At 67.8% G+C, this 16,617-nt stretch carries 16 protein-coding genes; 9 read left to right on the plus strand and 7 right to left on the minus strand.

Translation table 11 applies throughout. From position 1 onward, the window contains the following. Positions 1-60: 60 nt before the first annotated feature. The 3 genes from OLX23_RS06050 to OLX23_RS06060 form a co-directional block, all read right to left on the minus strand. The gene (locus OLX23_RS06050; protein WP_264443792.1) at positions 61-693 is read right to left on the minus strand and encodes a carboxymuconolactone decarboxylase family protein; all 633 of its coding nucleotides are present in this window, start codon (positions 691-693) and stop codon (positions 61-63) included. A gap of 19 nt (positions 694-712) precedes the next feature. After that, entirely contained in the window at positions 713-1,336 is a 624-nt protein-coding gene (locus OLX23_RS06055; RefSeq protein WP_264443793.1) for a carboxymuconolactone decarboxylase family protein, read from the minus strand. 83 nt (positions 1,337-1,419) lie between these two features. Next, on the minus strand, positions 1,420-1,836 hold the full coding sequence (locus OLX23_RS06060; protein WP_264443794.1) for a secondary thiamine-phosphate synthase enzyme YjbQ: 417 nt from the start codon (positions 1,834-1,836) through the stop codon (positions 1,420-1,422). A 111-nt stretch (positions 1,837-1,947) separates the two neighbouring features. On the opposite strand from OLX23_RS06060, the gene OLX23_RS06065 reads away from it, so the two are divergent. After that, positions 1,948-2,739, plus strand: a complete 792-nt coding sequence (locus tag OLX23_RS06065; RefSeq protein WP_264443795.1) for an enoyl-CoA hydratase-related protein — start codon at positions 1,948-1,950, stop codon at positions 2,737-2,739. After that, on the plus strand, positions 2,736-3,509 hold the full coding sequence (locus tag OLX23_RS06070; protein ID WP_264443796.1) for an enoyl-CoA hydratase/isomerase family protein: 774 nt from the start codon (positions 2,736-2,738) through the stop codon (positions 3,507-3,509). Before OLX23_RS06065 ends, OLX23_RS06070 begins: the two co-directional genes overlap by 4 nt. On the opposite strand, the gene OLX23_RS06075 is transcribed toward OLX23_RS06070, so the two are convergent. From OLX23_RS06075 to OLX23_RS06085, 3 genes are read right to left on the minus strand one after another with little or no spacing between them, the layout of a single operon-like run. Further along, complete coding sequence (locus tag OLX23_RS06075) at positions 3,506-5,053, minus strand: DHA2 family efflux MFS transporter permease subunit (protein WP_264443797.1); 1,548 nt, start codon at positions 5,051-5,053, stop codon at positions 3,506-3,508. The genes OLX23_RS06070 and OLX23_RS06075 overlap by 4 nt on opposite strands. A 22-nt stretch (positions 5,054-5,075) precedes the next feature. Continuing rightward, the gene (locus tag OLX23_RS06080) at positions 5,076-6,272 is read right to left on the minus strand and encodes an EmrA/EmrK family multidrug efflux transporter periplasmic adaptor subunit (RefSeq protein ID WP_264443798.1); all 1,197 of its coding nucleotides are present in this window, start codon (positions 6,270-6,272) and stop codon (positions 5,076-5,078) included. Then, entirely contained in the window at positions 6,265-7,737 is a 1,473-nt protein-coding gene (locus OLX23_RS06085) for an efflux transporter outer membrane subunit (protein WP_264443799.1), read from the minus strand. Before OLX23_RS06085 ends, OLX23_RS06080 begins: the two co-directional genes overlap by 8 nt. A gap of 87 nt (positions 7,738-7,824) precedes the next feature. Between OLX23_RS06085 and OLX23_RS06090 the strand changes: the two genes are divergently transcribed. Both OLX23_RS06090 and OLX23_RS06095 read left to right on the plus strand, forming a co-directional pair. After that, positions 7,825-8,460, plus strand: coding sequence for a TetR/AcrR family transcriptional regulator (locus OLX23_RS06090; RefSeq protein ID WP_264443800.1), 636 nt, complete (start codon positions 7,825-7,827; stop codon positions 8,458-8,460). Positions 8,461-8,574: 114 nt separating this feature from the next. Further along, a complete protein-coding gene (locus OLX23_RS06095; protein ID WP_264443802.1) occupies positions 8,575-11,025 on the plus strand; it encodes a PhoX family protein in 2,451 nt (816 codons plus the stop codon). A gap of 455 nt (positions 11,026-11,480) precedes the next feature. Here OLX23_RS06095 and OLX23_RS06100 read toward each other — a convergent pair whose 3' ends face one another. Then, the gene (locus OLX23_RS06100; protein ID WP_264443803.1) at positions 11,481-12,041 is read right to left on the minus strand and encodes a YqgE/AlgH family protein; all 561 of its coding nucleotides are present in this window, start codon (positions 12,039-12,041) and stop codon (positions 11,481-11,483) included. An 82-nt stretch (positions 12,042-12,123) separates the two neighbouring features. Between OLX23_RS06100 and OLX23_RS06105 the strand changes: the two genes are divergently transcribed. The 5 genes from OLX23_RS06105 (at position 12,124) to OLX23_RS06125 (ending at position 16,541) form a co-directional block, all read left to right on the plus strand. Further along, positions 12,124-12,819, plus strand: coding sequence for a fumarylacetoacetate hydrolase family protein (locus OLX23_RS06105; protein WP_264444895.1), 696 nt, complete (start codon positions 12,124-12,126; stop codon positions 12,817-12,819). Then, positions 12,816-13,271, plus strand: coding sequence for a DUF3237 family protein (locus OLX23_RS06110; protein WP_264443804.1), 456 nt, complete (start codon positions 12,816-12,818; stop codon positions 13,269-13,271). The genes OLX23_RS06105 and OLX23_RS06110 overlap by 4 nt, the downstream gene beginning before the upstream one ends. After that, a complete protein-coding gene (locus OLX23_RS06115; protein WP_264443805.1) occupies positions 13,271-14,500 on the plus strand; it encodes a flavin-dependent oxidoreductase in 1,230 nt (409 codons plus the stop codon). The genes OLX23_RS06110 and OLX23_RS06115 overlap by 1 nt, the downstream gene beginning before the upstream one ends. Before the next feature lie 86 nt (positions 14,501-14,586). Further along, complete coding sequence (locus OLX23_RS06120) at positions 14,587-15,759, plus strand: hypothetical protein (protein WP_319641309.1); 1,173 nt, start codon at positions 14,587-14,589, stop codon at positions 15,757-15,759. Further along, positions 15,756-16,541 (plus strand): SDR family NAD(P)-dependent oxidoreductase, encoded by a 786-nt coding sequence (locus OLX23_RS06125; RefSeq protein WP_264443807.1) that lies wholly within the window; start codon positions 15,756-15,758, stop codon positions 16,539-16,541. The genes OLX23_RS06120 and OLX23_RS06125 overlap by 4 nt, the downstream gene beginning before the upstream one ends. Positions 16,542-16,617 lie beyond the last annotated feature (76 nt).

Genomic DNA, 16,617 nt, shown 5'->3' on the forward strand with positions numbered 1-16,617 from the left:
CCCCCGCTTTCGCGGGGGTGACGGAGTGTTGGTCGGCGTGATTTCGCCAGACCTTCTGCCTCAAGCCCGCGCGGACAGCCCCACGTTGTAGTCGGCCAGCGGCACGCGCAGCGTGTTCTGGACATAGGCGATCGCCACGTACTGGCCGATCATGAAGGGGAATTCGATCAGTTGCCGCTCGTCCCACTGCGACGACAGGACCGCCCAGGTCTCTTCCGAGAGCGCGCTGTCGCCGATCAGTTCCTCGACCCCGCGGATCACCGCGCGGTCGAAGTCGTTCCAGCCCTCGGCCGACGAACCGTCGAGCACGCGGTTGACCTCTTCCGGCGTCAGCCCGCAGCGCTGGCCGATGCGCACGTGCTCGCCCCATTCGTAGGGCGCGCGGCAGAGCAGGCCGCAGCGCAGAATCGCCAGCTCGCGCTCGCGCGGCGGGATCGTGCCGTTGTAGAGCGCATCGCCGAGGATCATGTTCGGCTCGAACAGCGGCCGGTTCTTGATCATGATCCGCATGTAGTCGGGCATTTCGGTGGTCGGCGGCGCGCCGGCGCCGGCGCGCACCTTGTTGACCAGCGCGAAGGCCTCGGCGTCGCATTGCTCGTTGGGGAGCGGGGTCACGCGCGGGCCGTCACCCACGACATGCGCCTGGCGCGCAGCCGCGTCGACCTCGATCCGGCCGGTTTCGATCCTGCTCATGTTCTCTCCCTGAATGACTCTAGCGGTGGGTAAGCCCCGGATTGCTGCCGTCGAGACGGAAACGCACCGAATTCTGCTGCATTGCCGTGGTGGTATAGACCCCGATCAGCACGGGGAATTCCATCATCTGCTTGTCGTTCCAGGTCTTGGCCAGGGTCGACCAGGTCTCGTCGGAGATCGCGTAGTCGGCGTGGAGTTCCTCGACGCCCTTCATGATCGCGCGATCGTGCTCGCTCCAGCCCTCGGCGCTCGAACCCACGGTGCAGCGCTCGACCTCCTCGGTGGTCACGCCGCAACGCTTCTTGCCCATGTCGACGTGCTCGCCCCATTCGTAGGGCGCGCCGCAGATCCAGGCGTTGCGCAGGATCGCCAGCTCGCGCTCGCGCGGCGGGATGGCGCTGGCGGCCAGCGCGATGCCGATCGCCATCTGGCCGCGGAACAGCTCGGGATGGACCAGCATCTGGCGGAAGCTCTCGGGCATGAAGCCGTTCTCGGGCATGCCGAAGGCGGCGCGGATCTCGACCGCGGCCTCCTCGGCCTCGGGTGGGAGATTGTCCTCGGGCAGCGGCGCGATGCGCGGCGCCTGGCCGACGGTCTGCGCCATGCGCGCGGCGATATCGCGCTCGTTCGGCTCGAAGCTCATGTCCTGGTCTCTCCTCTCAACTGGCTCGCGCATTCCATAGAGCCTCGGCCTTGCTGAACAAGTGCCCAATCACCGCAGCGGCGTCATTCGCCGAGAACGTGCAGCGCAACCTCGCGCCGATGCGCGGCGCGGCGATGTTCGGCGAGATAGATGCCCTGCCAGGTGCCGAGTTGCATGCGCCCGTGGCGCAAGGGGATCGACAGGTTCACCCCGGTCAGGGTCGCGCGCAAATGCGCGGGCATGTCATCGGGCCCTTCGTCGTCATGGGCATAGCCCTCGCCCTCGGGCGCGATTCGTTCGAACCAGGCGGCCAGATCGGTCTTCACCGCCGGCGCGGCATTCTCCTGGATCAGCAGCGAGGCCGAGGTGTGACGACAGAGCAAGGTCAGCAGCCCTTCCTGAATGCCCGTCGCGCCGAGCCAGGTCGCGATCTCCCGGGTGATCTCGGTGAAGCCGCGCCCGCGCGTGGCGACGGTGAGGATGGTCGAAGCCTGTCGCATCGCCCCGGTATAGGCAGGAAAGACCGCCGCGCCAGCCCGTCGATCGCCGGTTGACCAAGTCGGAATATGTATGTCATTTTGACATGATCATCCCAAAATAAGGGCGAGACGATGACCGACATGGCAACCGAATTCTGCACCGTCGCGATCGACGGGCACGTCATAACGGTGACGCTCAACCGGCCGGAGCGGCGCAACGCACTCCATTCGGATGCCAGCTACGAACTCGGCGACGTGTTCGACCGCTTCGACAGCGATCCCGACCTGTGGATCGCGATCGTCACCGGCGCGGGCGACAAGGCCTTCTGCGCGGGCGCGGACATCGTCACCGACATGTCGCGCGAGCGGCCGCCCGTGCCCGAGAGCGGCTTTGCCGGGCTGGTCTGGCGCTTCAACCGCCGCAAGCCGGTGATCGCCGCGGTCAACGGCATGGCCATGGGCGGCGGTTTCGAGACCGCGCTCGCCGCCGACATCATCATCGCCGCCGAGACCGCGACCTTCGGCCTGACCGAGCCGCGCGTCGGCCTTGCCGCACTTGGCGGCGGCATCCAGCGCCTGGTCGAGGAACTCGGCCCCAAGCGCGCGCACGCGCTGTTGCTGACCGGCCGCAAGATCTCCGCGCAGGAAGCCCAGGCCATGGGCCTCGTCGCCGAGGTCGTGCCCGGCGATCAGTTGCTCGCCACCGCGCGGCGCTGGGCCGATGAGATCATGCAGTGCTCCCCCGCCTCGATCGCCGCGACCAAGGCCGTGGTCCAGTCGGTCGACGGCCACGGCCTTCAGCATTCGATGAAGGACATGTTCCACCTGCCCGAAGTGCGCAGCCTGCTGACCGGCCCCGATGCGCGCGAAGGACCGCGCGCTTTCGCCGAAAAGCGCAAGCCCAACTGGGCCAACCCGCAATGAGTGAGGATTCGGTCCTCGTCGAGCGGCGCGAGGCGATCACGCTGGTCACGCTCAACCGGCCCGAGCGGCGCAACGGCATCACCGTCGACATGTGCCAGGTGTTCTACCGCGTGATCCAGGAGGTGGCTGCGAGCGATGCGCGCGTCGTCGTGCTGCGCGGCGCGGGCACCGATTTCTGCGTCGGCGCCGATCTTACGGCGGAGGATTCGGGCGCCGATGTGGGTGGGGACCCGCCGACGTCCGAGCGCGTCGGGCGCATGCACCAGGCAGCGGCCGTGCTCCACACGATGCCGCAGGTGACGATCGCCGCGATCGACGGTGGCTGTGCCGGGGCCGGGCTCGGCTGGGCCACCGCCTGCGACTTCCGCTTCGCCACGCCCGAAGCGCGGTTCAACACGGCCTTCCTCCAGGTCGGCGTGTCGAGCGACATGGGGCCGCCCTGGTTCCTGACGCGCATTGTCGGTGGCGCCAGGGCGCGCGAGATGATGCTGTTCCCGGGCAAGATCACCGGAGAGGAGGCACTGAAACTCGATCTGGTCACGCGGCTGTTCCCACGCGCCAGCCTGCACGACGAAGTATTGGCGCTGGCCGAGGAGCTCACCGCGCGCGATCCGCTTGCGCTGCGCATGGCCAAGGCCAATCTGATCTCTGCCGAGGAACTGGCGGTCACCGAGTTCATCACGCTCGAGACCGCGCGCCAGCTCGAAACGGTCAACCGCCCCGACCTCGTGGCGCGGATGGCCGAGGCCTTTCGGAAATCGAAAGGTTAGTGCCCGCCGGCGCCGGGGCCGACCATCTTGTTCGGCCGCGGCGAGATCCAGACGAGCGCGGCAGCGAAGAAAAGCACGAGAGCCGTGGCCCAGAACGTGTGGTCGACCGCCAGCATCGTCGCCTGCTGCTCGACCACGTTCGAGATCGTCTGCCGTCCCTGCTCCATCGACATGCCGGCGCCCGACAGGGCATGGACCGTCGCATCGGGCTGGAGCTTGTCGACCAGTTCGCTACGCGACACGCGTTGTGAATCGCCCATCGCGGTCAGCGCCAGCGAAGTAGAAACCGCGATCGCCATGGTCCGCAGGAAGTTCTGCAGGCCCGCGGCCGAAGGCACTTCATGAGGCTTGACCGCCGCCAGCGAGACCGAGGTCAGCGGGATCATGAAGAACGGCATCGCCAGGCCCTGGAGGATCTGCGGGATCGACAGCGACCAGAAGTCGATATCGGTGGTCCAGCCCGTGCGCATCACGGTCATGAGGCCCATCCAGACGATCGCGCAGGAGATCATCATGCGCGGATCGGCCCAGGCCAGCATCTTGGCGGCGACCTGCGAGACGAAGATCGCGGCGATCGCGGTGAAGGCGGTGACGAGGCCGGCCTGGGTGGCCGTATAGCCCATCGAACTCTGCAGCCATTGCGGGATCAGCACGATCGAGGCGAAATAGGCGCCGAAGCCGAAGGCCAGGGTGAACACGCCCGCCGAGAAGCCGCGATTGCGGAAGATGCGGATGTCGACGATCGGATGCTCTTCGGTGAGCTCCCAGATGATGAAGACGCAGAAGCCGATGGCCGCGCCGATCGCCAGCATCACGATCATCGGATCGCCGAACCAGTCATGGTCGCGGCCGATGTCGAGCATGATCTGCAGGCAGCCGATCCAGAAGATCAGCAGGCCCAGGCCGATCATGTCGATCGGCAGCTTGCGCGTCTCGGTCTCGACCGGGCGCAGCACCAGATAGGCCATGACCACGCAGAACACCGCGATCGGCAGGTTGATGAAGAAGATCCAGTGCCACGACATGTTGTCGCTGATCGCGCCGCCGATGATCGGACCGAGCGCCGGGCCCAGCAAGGTGGTCATCGCCCAGATGCCCATCGCCATGGTCCGCTTTTCGGGCGGGAACACACGCAGCATAAGCGTCTGCGACATCGGCATCAGCGGCGCGCCGCACAGCCCCTGGCCGATGCGGCAGGCGACGAGCATGCCCAGGGTCACCGAGCTGCCGCAGAGCACCGAGAAGATGCCGAAGCCGATCATCGCCATGATGAAGCAGCGCACCGCGCCGAAGCGCCCGGCCAGCCAGCCGGTCAGCGGGACGCAGATCGCCTCGGCCACGGCATAGGAGGTGATGACCCAGGCGCCCTGATCGAGCGAGATGCCGAGATTGCCCGAGATGTGCGGGATCGAGACGTTGGCGATGGTGATGTCGAGCACCACCATGAAGTTGCTGAGCGCCAGCACGATCCCGGCCAGGACCCGCCGCGAGGCCGGGATCTTGAGCCAGGTCTGTTCCTCGGCGGCTTGCGGCTTGCTGGCCATGGCGAGACTCCTCGCGCTTCCGTCAGTTACCCGCGACGTCGATCTCGACTTCCATCGACAGACCGACGCGCAGCGGATGCTCGGCGACCTCCTTGGGATCGAGCTCGATGCGGACGGGCAGGCGCTGGACCACCTTGATCCAGTTGCCCGTGGCGTTCTGCGCCGGGATCAGCGCCATCGAGGCACCGGTACCGCCGGCAATGCCCGCGACCTTGCCGTGATAGGTGACCGAGCCGCCGTAGATGTCGGCCTTGGCCGTCGCCGGCATGCCGATGCGGACGCGCTCGAGCTGGCGCTCCTTGAAGTTGGCGTCGATGTAGACCTGGGTCAGCGGCACGATCGTCATGATCGGCGTGCCCTGGGCGACGCGCTGGCCGAGCTGGACCTGGCGCTTGGTGACGGTGCCGTCGATCGGCGCGCGAATCACCGTGCGCTCAAGATCGAGCCGGGCCGCATCAAGCTTCGCCCGCGCGGCCTGGACCGCGGGATCGGTGTCCTCGCTCGAGCCGCGCACCAGCGCGTCGTTGGCTGCGTACTGGCCCTGCGCCGCGGTGCGGGTCGATTCGGCCTGGGCGATCGCCGCCTGGGCCTGGGCCAGCTGCGCGCGCGCCGACTGGAAGGCCTGGCGCGCCGAGCTCAGTTCCTCGCCCGAGACCGCGCCGTTACCCGAGAGCGCCTGGCGCCGCGACAGGTCGATGCGCGCCTTCTCGAACTCGGCCTGGGCAGCCATGCCCTGCGCCCGCGCCGCGGCGATGTCCGAGCCGCGCGCCGAGATCTGCGCCGAGAGCGCGGCGTTCGTCGCGACGCTCTGGCGGAACTTGCGCCGTGCCTCGGCCAGTTCGGCCTCGGCCTGGGCGACCGCGATCTTCTGGTTCGACGGGTCGAGCTTGACGAGGATGTCGCCGCGCTTGACCGCCTGGGTGTCCTTGACGTTGACCTCGATCGCCTGGCCCGCGACGAGCGGGGTCACCTGTGCGACCTCGGCGTTGACATAGGCGTTGTCGGTGCTGACGTGGTTGCGACCGATCAGGAAGTACCAGAGCCCATAACCGACCGCGACGACCAGGACGACGATCGCGAGGCGGGTCAGCCAGACGCGGCGCTGCGCCTTGCGGCTCGCGGCCTTGATCGCGGCCTCTTCCTCGGCAGCGGCGTGGTTCTCGGCGGCGATCGGCGCAGCGTCGTCGGCGCGGATTTCGGAAGGATTGGCGTCAGCCATTGGGAAGGTCCTTGGAAGGGGCGCGGCTGGGTTCGAAACCGCCGCCCAGAGCACGGATGAGAGCGATGTCGACCGAACGCAGCCCGGCGTGGAGCCCGGCGACGGCAAGCCGCGCCTGGAGCAGCCGGTCCTGCACGGTCAGGACATCGAGGTAGTTCGAAAGCCCGCCTTCGTAGCGCTGGCGGGCAATGTCGTAGGCATCCTGCGAAGCCGCGAGCGCCTCGCGCGCCTGGGCCAGCCGCTGCTCGGTGGCGCGCTGGCTGGTCACGGCGTCGGCCACCTGCTGATAGGCGGTGACCACGGTCTGGTCGTAGGTCGCGACGGCCTCGTCATAGGTGGCGCGGGCGCCGCGATAGCGGCCCTGGATCGCGCCGCCGTGGAAGATCGGCAGGCTGATCGCCGGGCCGGCGCTGCCATAGGTGGCATCGTCGCGGAACAGGTTGCCCACGCCCAGCGCCTGGACGCCGAACAGCGCCGAGAGGCGGATCGCCGGAAAGAAATCGGCGCGCGCGACCTTGATCCGGCTGGCCGCGGACTCGACCCGCTCGCGCGCGGCGGCGACGTCGGGACGGCGGCCGACGAGGTTCGTCGTGACGTCCTCGGGCAGACCGCGCGTGGCGGGTACGGGCAAGGTCGGCCGCTCGATGGTGAGCCCGCGGTCGGGCCCGGCGCCGAGCAGCGCGGCGAGCTGGTTGCGGCGCAGCGCGATCTGCTCGTCGGTGGCGGCGAGCGCACCGCGCGCGGTCGCCACTTCGGCGTCGGTCGAGCGCTCGCTGCCGCGCGTCTCGAGCCCGTTGATCCGGCGCTGCGAGATCAGCTTCTGCGTCGAAAGCTGGATGTCGAGCTCGCCCTGGCGGACGTCGCGTTCCTCGAACAGCCGCGCGAGATCGACATAGGCCGAGGCGATGCCCGCGGCGAGCATCAGCCGCGCCTGTTGCGCGTCGATCGCGGCGGCGCGCTGTTCGGACGTCGCCGCGACCAGCGCCGCGCGGTTCTTGCCCCAGATGTCGAGCTCGTAGTCGAGGCTGGCGTTGATATCGGCGAAATCGTTCCAGCCCTTGGGCAGGAAGGCCTTGAACTCGTCGGGATAGCCGAGTTCGAGCGACTGCTTGCGATAGTTGGCCGAGCCGCCGACGTCGAGCGTCGGCAGGGTCGCGCCGCGGGCTTCCTGGCGCATGGCCGAAGCGCGGCGGAAGCGCGCGGCAGCGGCGGCGACGTCGGGCGAATTGCGCAGCCCCTCGTCTACCAGCGAATCGAGCTGGGCATCGCCGAGCCCGCGCCACCAGCCGTCTCCCGGCCAGACCGCAGAGGGCTGGCCGGGGAGGCTCTGGCTGGCGGCCACGCTTTGGGGGGTGCGTGGCAGCGGCTTGGGGCCGAGCTGGGGAACCGGCGCGCAAGCGGCCGCGACGAGCGCGGCCAGGGGCACCGAAAGACGCAGGGATTGGGAGAGACTCGGCAGCGACATAAAAACCGTACCAGTTGGTATGGAGCGCTAGATGAGCCTGCGCCCCGACCTTGTCAACCCAAAAACCGTACTCTATAGTACGAAGATATGAAGACGCCTTCCTGCCCTGCCCCGAGCCGCCGCGAAGCCAATCGCCAGTCGCGGCGCGAAGCCATTGTCGACGTCGCGGCACAGTCGTTTCTCGAGCAGGGTTACGCCGGAACCACGATGTCCGCCATCGCAGCAACGCTCGGCGGCTCGAAAGGTACCCTGTGGTCCTACTTCGAATCGAAGGAGGTGCTGTTCGGCGCCGTGATCGAGCGCGTGACCGACGCCTTTCGCGCCCAGCTCTCGCTGATCCTCAACCCCGATGACGGGGTCGAGGCGGCGCTGCGCCGGTTCTGCGAAAAATTCCTGCGCAAGGTCACCTCGCCCGAAGCGATTGCGATCCACCGCCTCGTCGTCGGCGAGGCCAATCGCTTCCCCGAGATCGGCCGGATCTTCTATGCGCGCGCGCCGCAGCAGACCCAGCGTCTGCTCGCCGATTTCATCGAAGGCGCGATGGAACGCGACGAACTGCGTCGCGACGACGCCCTGACCGCGGCGCGGCAACTCACGGCGCTGGTGATGTATGGCGGACACCAGCAGATGCTGATGGGTTTAATCGACGCGCTGACACCCGAAGCGATCGAGGCCGAGGTCGATCGCGCGATGGCGACCTTCCTGCGCGCCTACGCAGCATAGCCGTCACAAACCGGACAACAATTCGAAACCTTTCTGCCACCGTGCTGGAACACGGCTGTCATCGAGCGCCGTTAACGACTCGCCCGCCAAACACAAACCTTGGGGAAACGGGCGATGACAGACAATCTGGGACACATCAGCTATACCGACGGCGACGTCGACACCAACCGCTCGGCGAATCCCTCGCTGAACGAGATGGTCAACGAGCGCTATTCGCGCCGGCAGACCTTGTTCGGCGGCATGGCTACCGCGACCGCCGCCTTCTTCGGCACCTCGCTACTCGCCGCCTGCGGTGACGACAACAAGGCCCCCGTGGTCAGCGCCGGCACGGCCGGCACCTCGAACTCGGGCCGCGTCGTCACGCTCAGCGGTACCGCCACCGACGACGGCACGATCGTCAGCACCAGCTGGACCCAGACCGCCGGCCCGACGGTGACCCTGACCAACGGCAACACCGCCACGGCGACCTTCCTCGCGCCGAGCGTCAGCGCCGCCACCGAACTCAAGTTCACGCTGACCGTCACCGACGACAAGGGCAAGGTCACCACCTCGGACACGACCGTGACGGTCAGCCCGGCCGCGCTCGGCTTCACCGCCGTGCCGAAGAGCCTGGCCGACCTCGTCACTGTCCCCGCCGGCTACACCGCCACGGTCGTCTACCGCCTTGGCGATCCGCTCGCCTCGGGCGTCACCGCCTATGCCAACGACGGCACCGACAGCAACTACGCCCAGCGCGGCGGCGACCACCACGACGGCATGACCTATTTCGGCCTGTCGGCCACGGGTACGCCCGACGCCACGTCGAACACGCGCGGCGTGATGTGCATCAACCACGAGAACATCAACCAGGCCTATCTCCACCCGGCCGGCGCGACCGCGGGCAACCGCCCCTATGCCGAGGTCATCAAAGAGATCGAGTGCCACGGCGTCGCCGTCGTCGAATTCGCCCGCGCATCGAGCGGCACCTGGAGCTATGTCCAGGCCTCGACCTTCAACCGCCGCATCACGCCGTTCACGCCGATGGTGATCAACGGCCCGGCGCGCGGCAATGCGCAGCTCAAGACGCTCTATTCGGCCGACGGCACCCAGGCCCGCGGCACGATCAACAATTGCGCCAACGGCTATACCCCCTGGCAGACCTACCTGACCTGCGAAGAGAACTGGGTCGGCTACTTCCGCCGCGACGCCAGCGACGTCACCGCACGCGCGGGCACCAAGTCGCAGACCTCGCTCGCCCGCTACGGCAAGGGCACGGCCAATGCCGGCAACTACGGCTGGACCACGGCGACCGCGCCGGCCGGCGACACCTCGATCGCCAAGTTCAACATCACGATCGACGCCAGCAAGCCCGCCGACGGCACGGGTGACTTCCGCAACGAGATCAACCAGCTCGGCTGGGTGGTCGAGATCGATCCCTACGATCCGACCTCGATCCCGCGCAAGCGCACCGCGCTGGGCCGCATGAACCACGAAGGCGCCTGGCCGGGCCGCTTCATCGACGGCAAGAAGCCCGCCTGGTACCTCGGCGACGACGCGCAGAACGAATACCTCTACAAGTTCGTGTCGAACACGGCCTGGGCCGCGGCCGACGCCAATACCACCAACCGCCTGGCGATCGGCGACAAGTACCTCGACGCCGGCACGCTCTACGTCGCCAAGTTCAATGCCGACGGTTCGGGCCAGTGGCTGCCGCTGGTGTTCGGTCAGGGTCCGCTGACCGCCGCCAACACGACCTACGCCTTCGCCGACCAGGCCGACGTGCTGATCAACGCGCGTCTCGCCGCCGACGCGCTGGGCGCGACCAAGATGGACCGTCCCGAATGGACCGCGGTCAATCCGGCCAACGGCGAAATGTACCTGACGCTGACCAACAACTCGTCGCGCACGGTCGCCACCACCGATGCCGCCAACCCGCGCGCCTACACCGATCCCAAAGTCACCTCGGGCGCGACCAACGGCAATGCCAACGGCCACATCATCCGCCTCAAGGAAACCGGCGACACGACCGAGGCGACCGCCTTCACCTGGGACATCTACGTCTTCGGTGCCGGCGCCGATCTCGACGCGACGAACATCAACCTCTCGGGCCTGACCGCCGACAACGACTTCTCGTCGTGCGACGGTCTGTGGTTCGGCCGTCCGTCGAACGCCTCGGGCCTGGTCAAGCCGCTGATGTGGATCGAAACCGACGACGGTGCCTATACCGACGTGACCAACTGCATGCTGCTCTGTTCGCAGCCGGGCACGGTCGGCGACGGCACGACCAAGACGATCACCAACACGATCGGTGCGACCAGCGGTACCCAGACCACCCGCATCGGCGCCGCGCCGGGCGGCAACCTGCGCCGCTTCCTGGTCGGTCCGAAGGAATGCGAGATCACCGGCATCGATTCGACGCCCGATGGCCGCACCGTCTTCGTCAACATCCAGCACCCGGGCGAGAACGGCAATCCGGGCAACATCACCAGCAACTGGCCGCAGAGCCAGGCGGGCACCGCCTCGGGCCGCCCGCGCTCGGCGACGATCGCGATCACCAAGAACGACGGCGGCGTGGTCGGTCTCTGACCGACAGCCTTGCGCCGAACAGGGGAAGGGCTCGCTGCGGCGGGCCCTTTTTCGTTTGGGATGACGGAAGCCTGCTTTGTCGTGGGGAGCGGACGGGAGGGTCAACGATTGAAAGGTGGAATCTTCGCCATTCCTCGTTCGTCACCCCGGGCTTGACCCGGGGTCCCGCTTTGCCCGTACCGCCGCGCTGAAGAACAGCGGGGCCCCGGGTCAAGCCCGGGGTGACGGAGAGTATGTGAGAAGAGTCTGTTATCGAGGCAATCAGCGGTAGCGCGCTATGACCGCTATGTCGGCGATGGCCGCCGCCCCCGGGGGTTCCGGGTAGGGGCGGCGGCTCTGCTATTGGCCAACCGACACACTTCCCGAAATTGAAAATACCAGTCATCGGCCGGAGCGACGAGCGCAATGCGACGAGTTGTTGAGGCCGTTATCGCAGAAAAATTTGCCGAAGCCCCTCAGGCGTGCCCGGTCTCGCTCGCGAGCAGTGCGGGATCGATCCCTTCGGCCTTCCAGGTCCCCGTCCAGCGATCTTCCCACGAGGTACCGAACAGGATCTCGCTATGCGGCTCGGCGGCGAACCAGCCGTGGTGGCGCATTTCCTCGTCGAGCTGGCCCGCGCCCCAGCCGGCATAGCCGAGCGCGATCAGCCAGTGCCGGGGACCGCGCCCCTCGGCGATCGCGCGCAGGATGTCGAGCGAGGCCGACAGTCCGCAAAGCCCGTCGATCTCGACCGTGCCCTGCCCACCCCAGTCGGTCGAATGGAGCACGAAGCCGCGGCCCGGCTCGACCGGCCCGCCGTGGTGAACGTCGCAGTCGGGCGCGACGCCGGGATCGATGTCGAGTTCGCGCAGCAGCTTGTGGAAGCGGATGTTCTCGCGCACGTGGCCGACCCCGACGCCGAAGGCGCCGTTCTCGTCGTGCATGCACATCGCGATCACCGAATGGTCGAAACGCGGATCGAACATCCCCGGCATCGCCAGCAGCAAACGCCCCGATAGATACTGCGCTTCCGTCATAGTTGAGGCGATAATGGCCATTCGCGCGGGGCACGACAAGCGGCTCTTGCCTGCCGGTCTCGCCTGCGGCACCTCCTGTGGCATGACCAAGCTGTTCGATCTGCCCGCCAATCCCTCGGTTCCCGTGCTCGGAGAGGCCGCGCGCTTCCCCGTGCGCCGCATCTTCTGCGTCGGCCGCAACTATGCCGCGCATGCCAAGGAGATGGGCTTCTCGCCCGACAAGGACGCGCCGTTCTTCTTCACCAAGTCGCCCTGGGCGCTCTGCGAAAGCGGCGCGACAATTCCCTATCCGCTGGGCACGGCGAACTGCCACTACGAGATGGAACTGGTCCTTGCGATCGGCGCGCCGGCCTTCCGCATTGCCGAGGACGACGCGCTGTCAGTGGTCTACGGCTATGCCTGTGGCCTCGATATGACCCGCCGCGACCTGCAGAACGCCGCGCGCGACCAGGGCCGCCCCTGGGACTTCGGCAAGGACTTCGAGAACGCCGCAGTAATCGCCCCGATCACCCGCGCTGCCGATTTCGGCGCGGCTTCCGACCAGGCGATCCGCCTGACGCAGAACGGTGCGGTCAAGCAGGACGCCAGCCTGACCGAGCTGATTTTCACCGTGCCCGAGCTGATCGCCTACCTCTCGACCTTCTACCACCTCGAACCGGGCGACCTGATCTACACGGGCACCCCCGCCGGCGTCGGTCCGATCGCTGCGGGCGACAGGCTGGTCGGCACGATCGACGGGCTCACCCCGGTCGAACTGGCGATCGGCGCCGCCGAATGAATGGCACCGTCACCGGCGAGAAGCTGATGACCTTCACCGTCGATGTCGGCGAACCCGTCATGGTCGGCGAAACCGGCGGCCAGGTCCGGCGCTATGTCCCGCTGCTCGGCGGCACGGTCGCCGGCGCCTGGAAAGGCACGGTGGTGCCCGGCGGCATGGACTGGCAGACGATCCTGCCCGACGGCCGGCTCGAGATTTCGGCGCGCTATGTGCTCGCGCTCGAAGAGGGGAACGTCGAAGTTCGCTCCGATGGCCTTCGCGCCGGCCCACCCGAAGTGCTCGCGCGGATCGCCGCCGGCGAGATCGTGCCCGGCGACCAGTATTACTTCCGCACGGCCATGCGCTTCGTCACCGCCAGCCCGGCGCTGGCGCGGCTCAACGACATCATCGCGATTGCCGTGGGCGAGCGTTTCCCACGCCAGGTCACGCTCGACATCTACCCGGTGCTGTGATGGACATCGCGATCGTCGGCGGCGGCATCGTCGGGCTTACCGCGGCCTTGAGTCTCCATGCCGCAGGCTTCCGCCCGACGGTCTACGAGGCGGTGGCCGAATTGCGTCCGCTCGGCGTCGGCATCAACCTGCTGCCGCATGCGGTGCGCGAACTGGCCGAACTGGGCCTGCTCGATGAACTCACGGAAATCGGCGTCGCGATCGAAGGGCTCGACTACCACATGGCCGACGGCCGCGCGGTGTGGAGCGAGGCGCGCGGGCTGCCCGCCGGCTATCGCTGGCCGCAGGTGGCGATCCACCGCGGCGCGCTGCAACTGTTCCTGCGCGACAAAGTGGTCGAGCGACTGGGCAGCCAGGCTATCCGCACCGGCCAGCCGCTTGAGCGCTTTGCCGAAGAGGTCGAGGACGTGCGGCTCGATTTCCGCGGCGGCGGCCAGGTCCGCGCCGATGTCGCGATCGGTGCCGACGGCATCCATTCGGTCGTCCGCCGCCAGCTCTATCCGCATGAGGGGCGGCCCAAGTGGAACGGCGTCTCGCTGTTCCGTGGCACCACGCGCCTGCCCGCCGGACGCTTCGGCCCGCGCATGCTCTGGGTCGGCCACGCCGACCAGAAGTTCATCGCCTATCCGATCCGGCGCGAGGGCGAGACGATCCTGCTCAACTGGGTCTGCGACTTGCGCACCGGCGAACCGGGCGCGGAGCCGTTCGAGGATTGGAATCGCGCGGCCGACAAGGCCATGCTGCTCCCGCGGTTCGCCGGCTGGGCTTGGGAAGGCACGGACGTGCCCGCGATCCTCGCGGCCAGCGGCGAAGTCTTCGAATTCCCGATGGTCGATCGCGATCCGCGGCCGCGCTGGTCGTTCGGCCGCGTGACCCTCGCCGGCGACGCTGCCCATCCGATGTACCCGATCGGCTCGAACGGCGCGACCCAGGGGATCATCGATGCACGCGCGCTCGCCTGGCACCTGGCCAAGGGCGCCGATCCCGCCGCCGGCCTCGCCGCTTACGAAGCGGCCCGGCGCGAGCCGACCAGCCGCATCGTCCTCGGCAACCGCGCGCAGGGGCCCGACAAGGTCCTCGAACTCGCACGCCAGCGCGCGGCTGATCCGGCGGCCGATCTCGGTGCGCTGCTGCCGGTCGACGAGCGCGCGGCGATCTCGGCGGACTACAAGCGTCTCGCCGGTTTCGATCCCGAACTGCTCAACGCGCGGGAGAGTTGGTCGGTCTGATCATTCCGCGCTTGCCAGATAAAAGATAGCGTATACTATCTAATGACGAATCCCGGCAGGACCGGGTGCGGGAGAGTGCGATGAGTTTGGAGATCGAGCGGGCGATCCTGCCCTATCTGGCGGACCTCGAAGGCGCGGTGGACAACCTCGCGCAGACCTGGCGGCCCGAGGATCCGGCTTATCGCGCCGATCTCTACCGCCAGACGATGACGAGCCTGTCGTTCGCCTATTTCATGTATTTCCACGCCACGCCCGAGCATCCCGACTGGGGGCCGCTGTGGAACCCGGTCTACACGCTCCAGCCCAACCCCGACGACATCTACGTCTTCACCCCGATCCGCGGCGACCTTGTCTACCGCGTCTCGGGCAACCGCGGCACCTGCAAGATCCTGTCGTTCACGATCCAGGGCAAGATGTCGGGCACGGTCGACGAGATGCCGCGCCCCAACGCGCACAACGACTACGACGACACCGACCTCGGCCTCGCACTCGGCGAGGACTTCGAGGTGGTGTTCAGCGCCGAGCGGCCCGAAGGCTATACCGGCAAGTGGGCGCAGATCGATCCCCAGGCCGGGGCGATGTACCTGCGCTATCGCCGCTACGACTGGGCGGGCGAGACCGATCCCGAGCTGTCGATCGAATGCCTGAGCCCGGTGCCGCCCAAGCCGCGCCTCACCCCCGAGCAGATCCTCGACAAGATCCGCGAGATGGCGAAGTTCCCCAAGCGCAAGACCAATCTCTACTTCGCCATGCAGAACGGGGTGATGGAGCGCGTCGGCTGGAACGTGTTCGAACCGATCCGCATGCAGGGCGCACTGGTCAAGCAGGTCTACTGGCCGGCGAACTTCCAGTTCGATCCCGACGAGGCGCTGATCGTCGAGACCGAGATTCCGGCGCATGCGCCCTATTGGAACATCCAGCTCAACGACCCCTATTTCAACGCGCTCGAATACGTCTACCGCCTGTCGAGCACCAACGGCGCGATGGCCAAGCTGTCGTCCGACGGCAAGTTCCGCGCGGTGATCGCGCTCGAGGACCCCGGCGTGCCCAACTGGCTCGACCCTGCGGGCTTCACCGAGGGCGGCATCTACGGCCGCTGGTACGATTGCGACAGCGAGCCGCTGCCGACGATCAAGCGCGTGAAGCTGGCCGAGCTGCGCGACCACCTGCCCGCCGACACGCCCGTCGTCACCCCCGAGGAACGCGACCAGGAGCTGCGCACGCGCGTCCGCGCCTGCCAGCGGAGGCGCCGGTGGTGATCCGCGACCAGCTCGACTTCACCGGCCGCGTCGCCATCATCACCGGCGGCGCCACGGGCATCGGCTATGCCACCGCGCTGCAGCTGGCGAAGCTCGGCGCCTCCGTGGTCATCTGCAGCCGCACCGTCGACGAGCTCGAAGCGGCCGCCGCACGGATCGCCGCGGAGAGCGGCCAGCGCTGCCTGGCCGTGCCGACCGACGTCAAGAACGAGGATGCCGTGATCGCGTTGGTCGAGCGCACGGTCGACGAATTCGGCCGCATCGACGTGCTGGTCAACAACGCCGGCGGCACGCGCATGGGCCCGCTCGAGACGATCCCGAGCAAGGGCTGGGATTCGATCTTCGATCTCAACATGCGCTCGGCCTATGTCGCCACGCGCGAGGTCGGCAAGCACATGATCGCGCAGAAGAGCGGCGCGATCGTCAACATATCCTCGGGCGCGGGCGAGAACGGCGTGCGCGGCGGCGCGCACTATTCGGCGGCCAAGGCGGCCTTGCAGATGTTCACCCGCGTGACCGCCGCCGAATGGGGCAAGCACGGCGTGCGCGTGAACTGTGTCGCCGCCGGCGCGATCGCCAGCCCACGCGTGCTCGACGCCTGGCAGGTCGCGGGGCTCGAGCCGGACGAGATGGGCAAGGCGATCCCGCTGCGCCGCACGGGTACACCCGACGAGATGGCCAACATGATCGTCTTCTTCGCCAGCGACGCCGCCTCCTACATCACCGGCCAGACCATCGGCGTGAACGGCGGCCCGGCGCTGGGGGGCATGCCCGATGTGTGATGCAAGGGCTGAACCTCCCCCTCCGGGGGAGGTGGCAGTCGCGCAGCGACTGACGGAGGGGGCACGAGCAAACGCA

Source organism: Novosphingobium sp. JCM 18896 (genome assembly GCF_025938095.1).
Lineage (GTDB): Bacteria > Pseudomonadota > Alphaproteobacteria > Sphingomonadales > Sphingomonadaceae > Novosphingobium.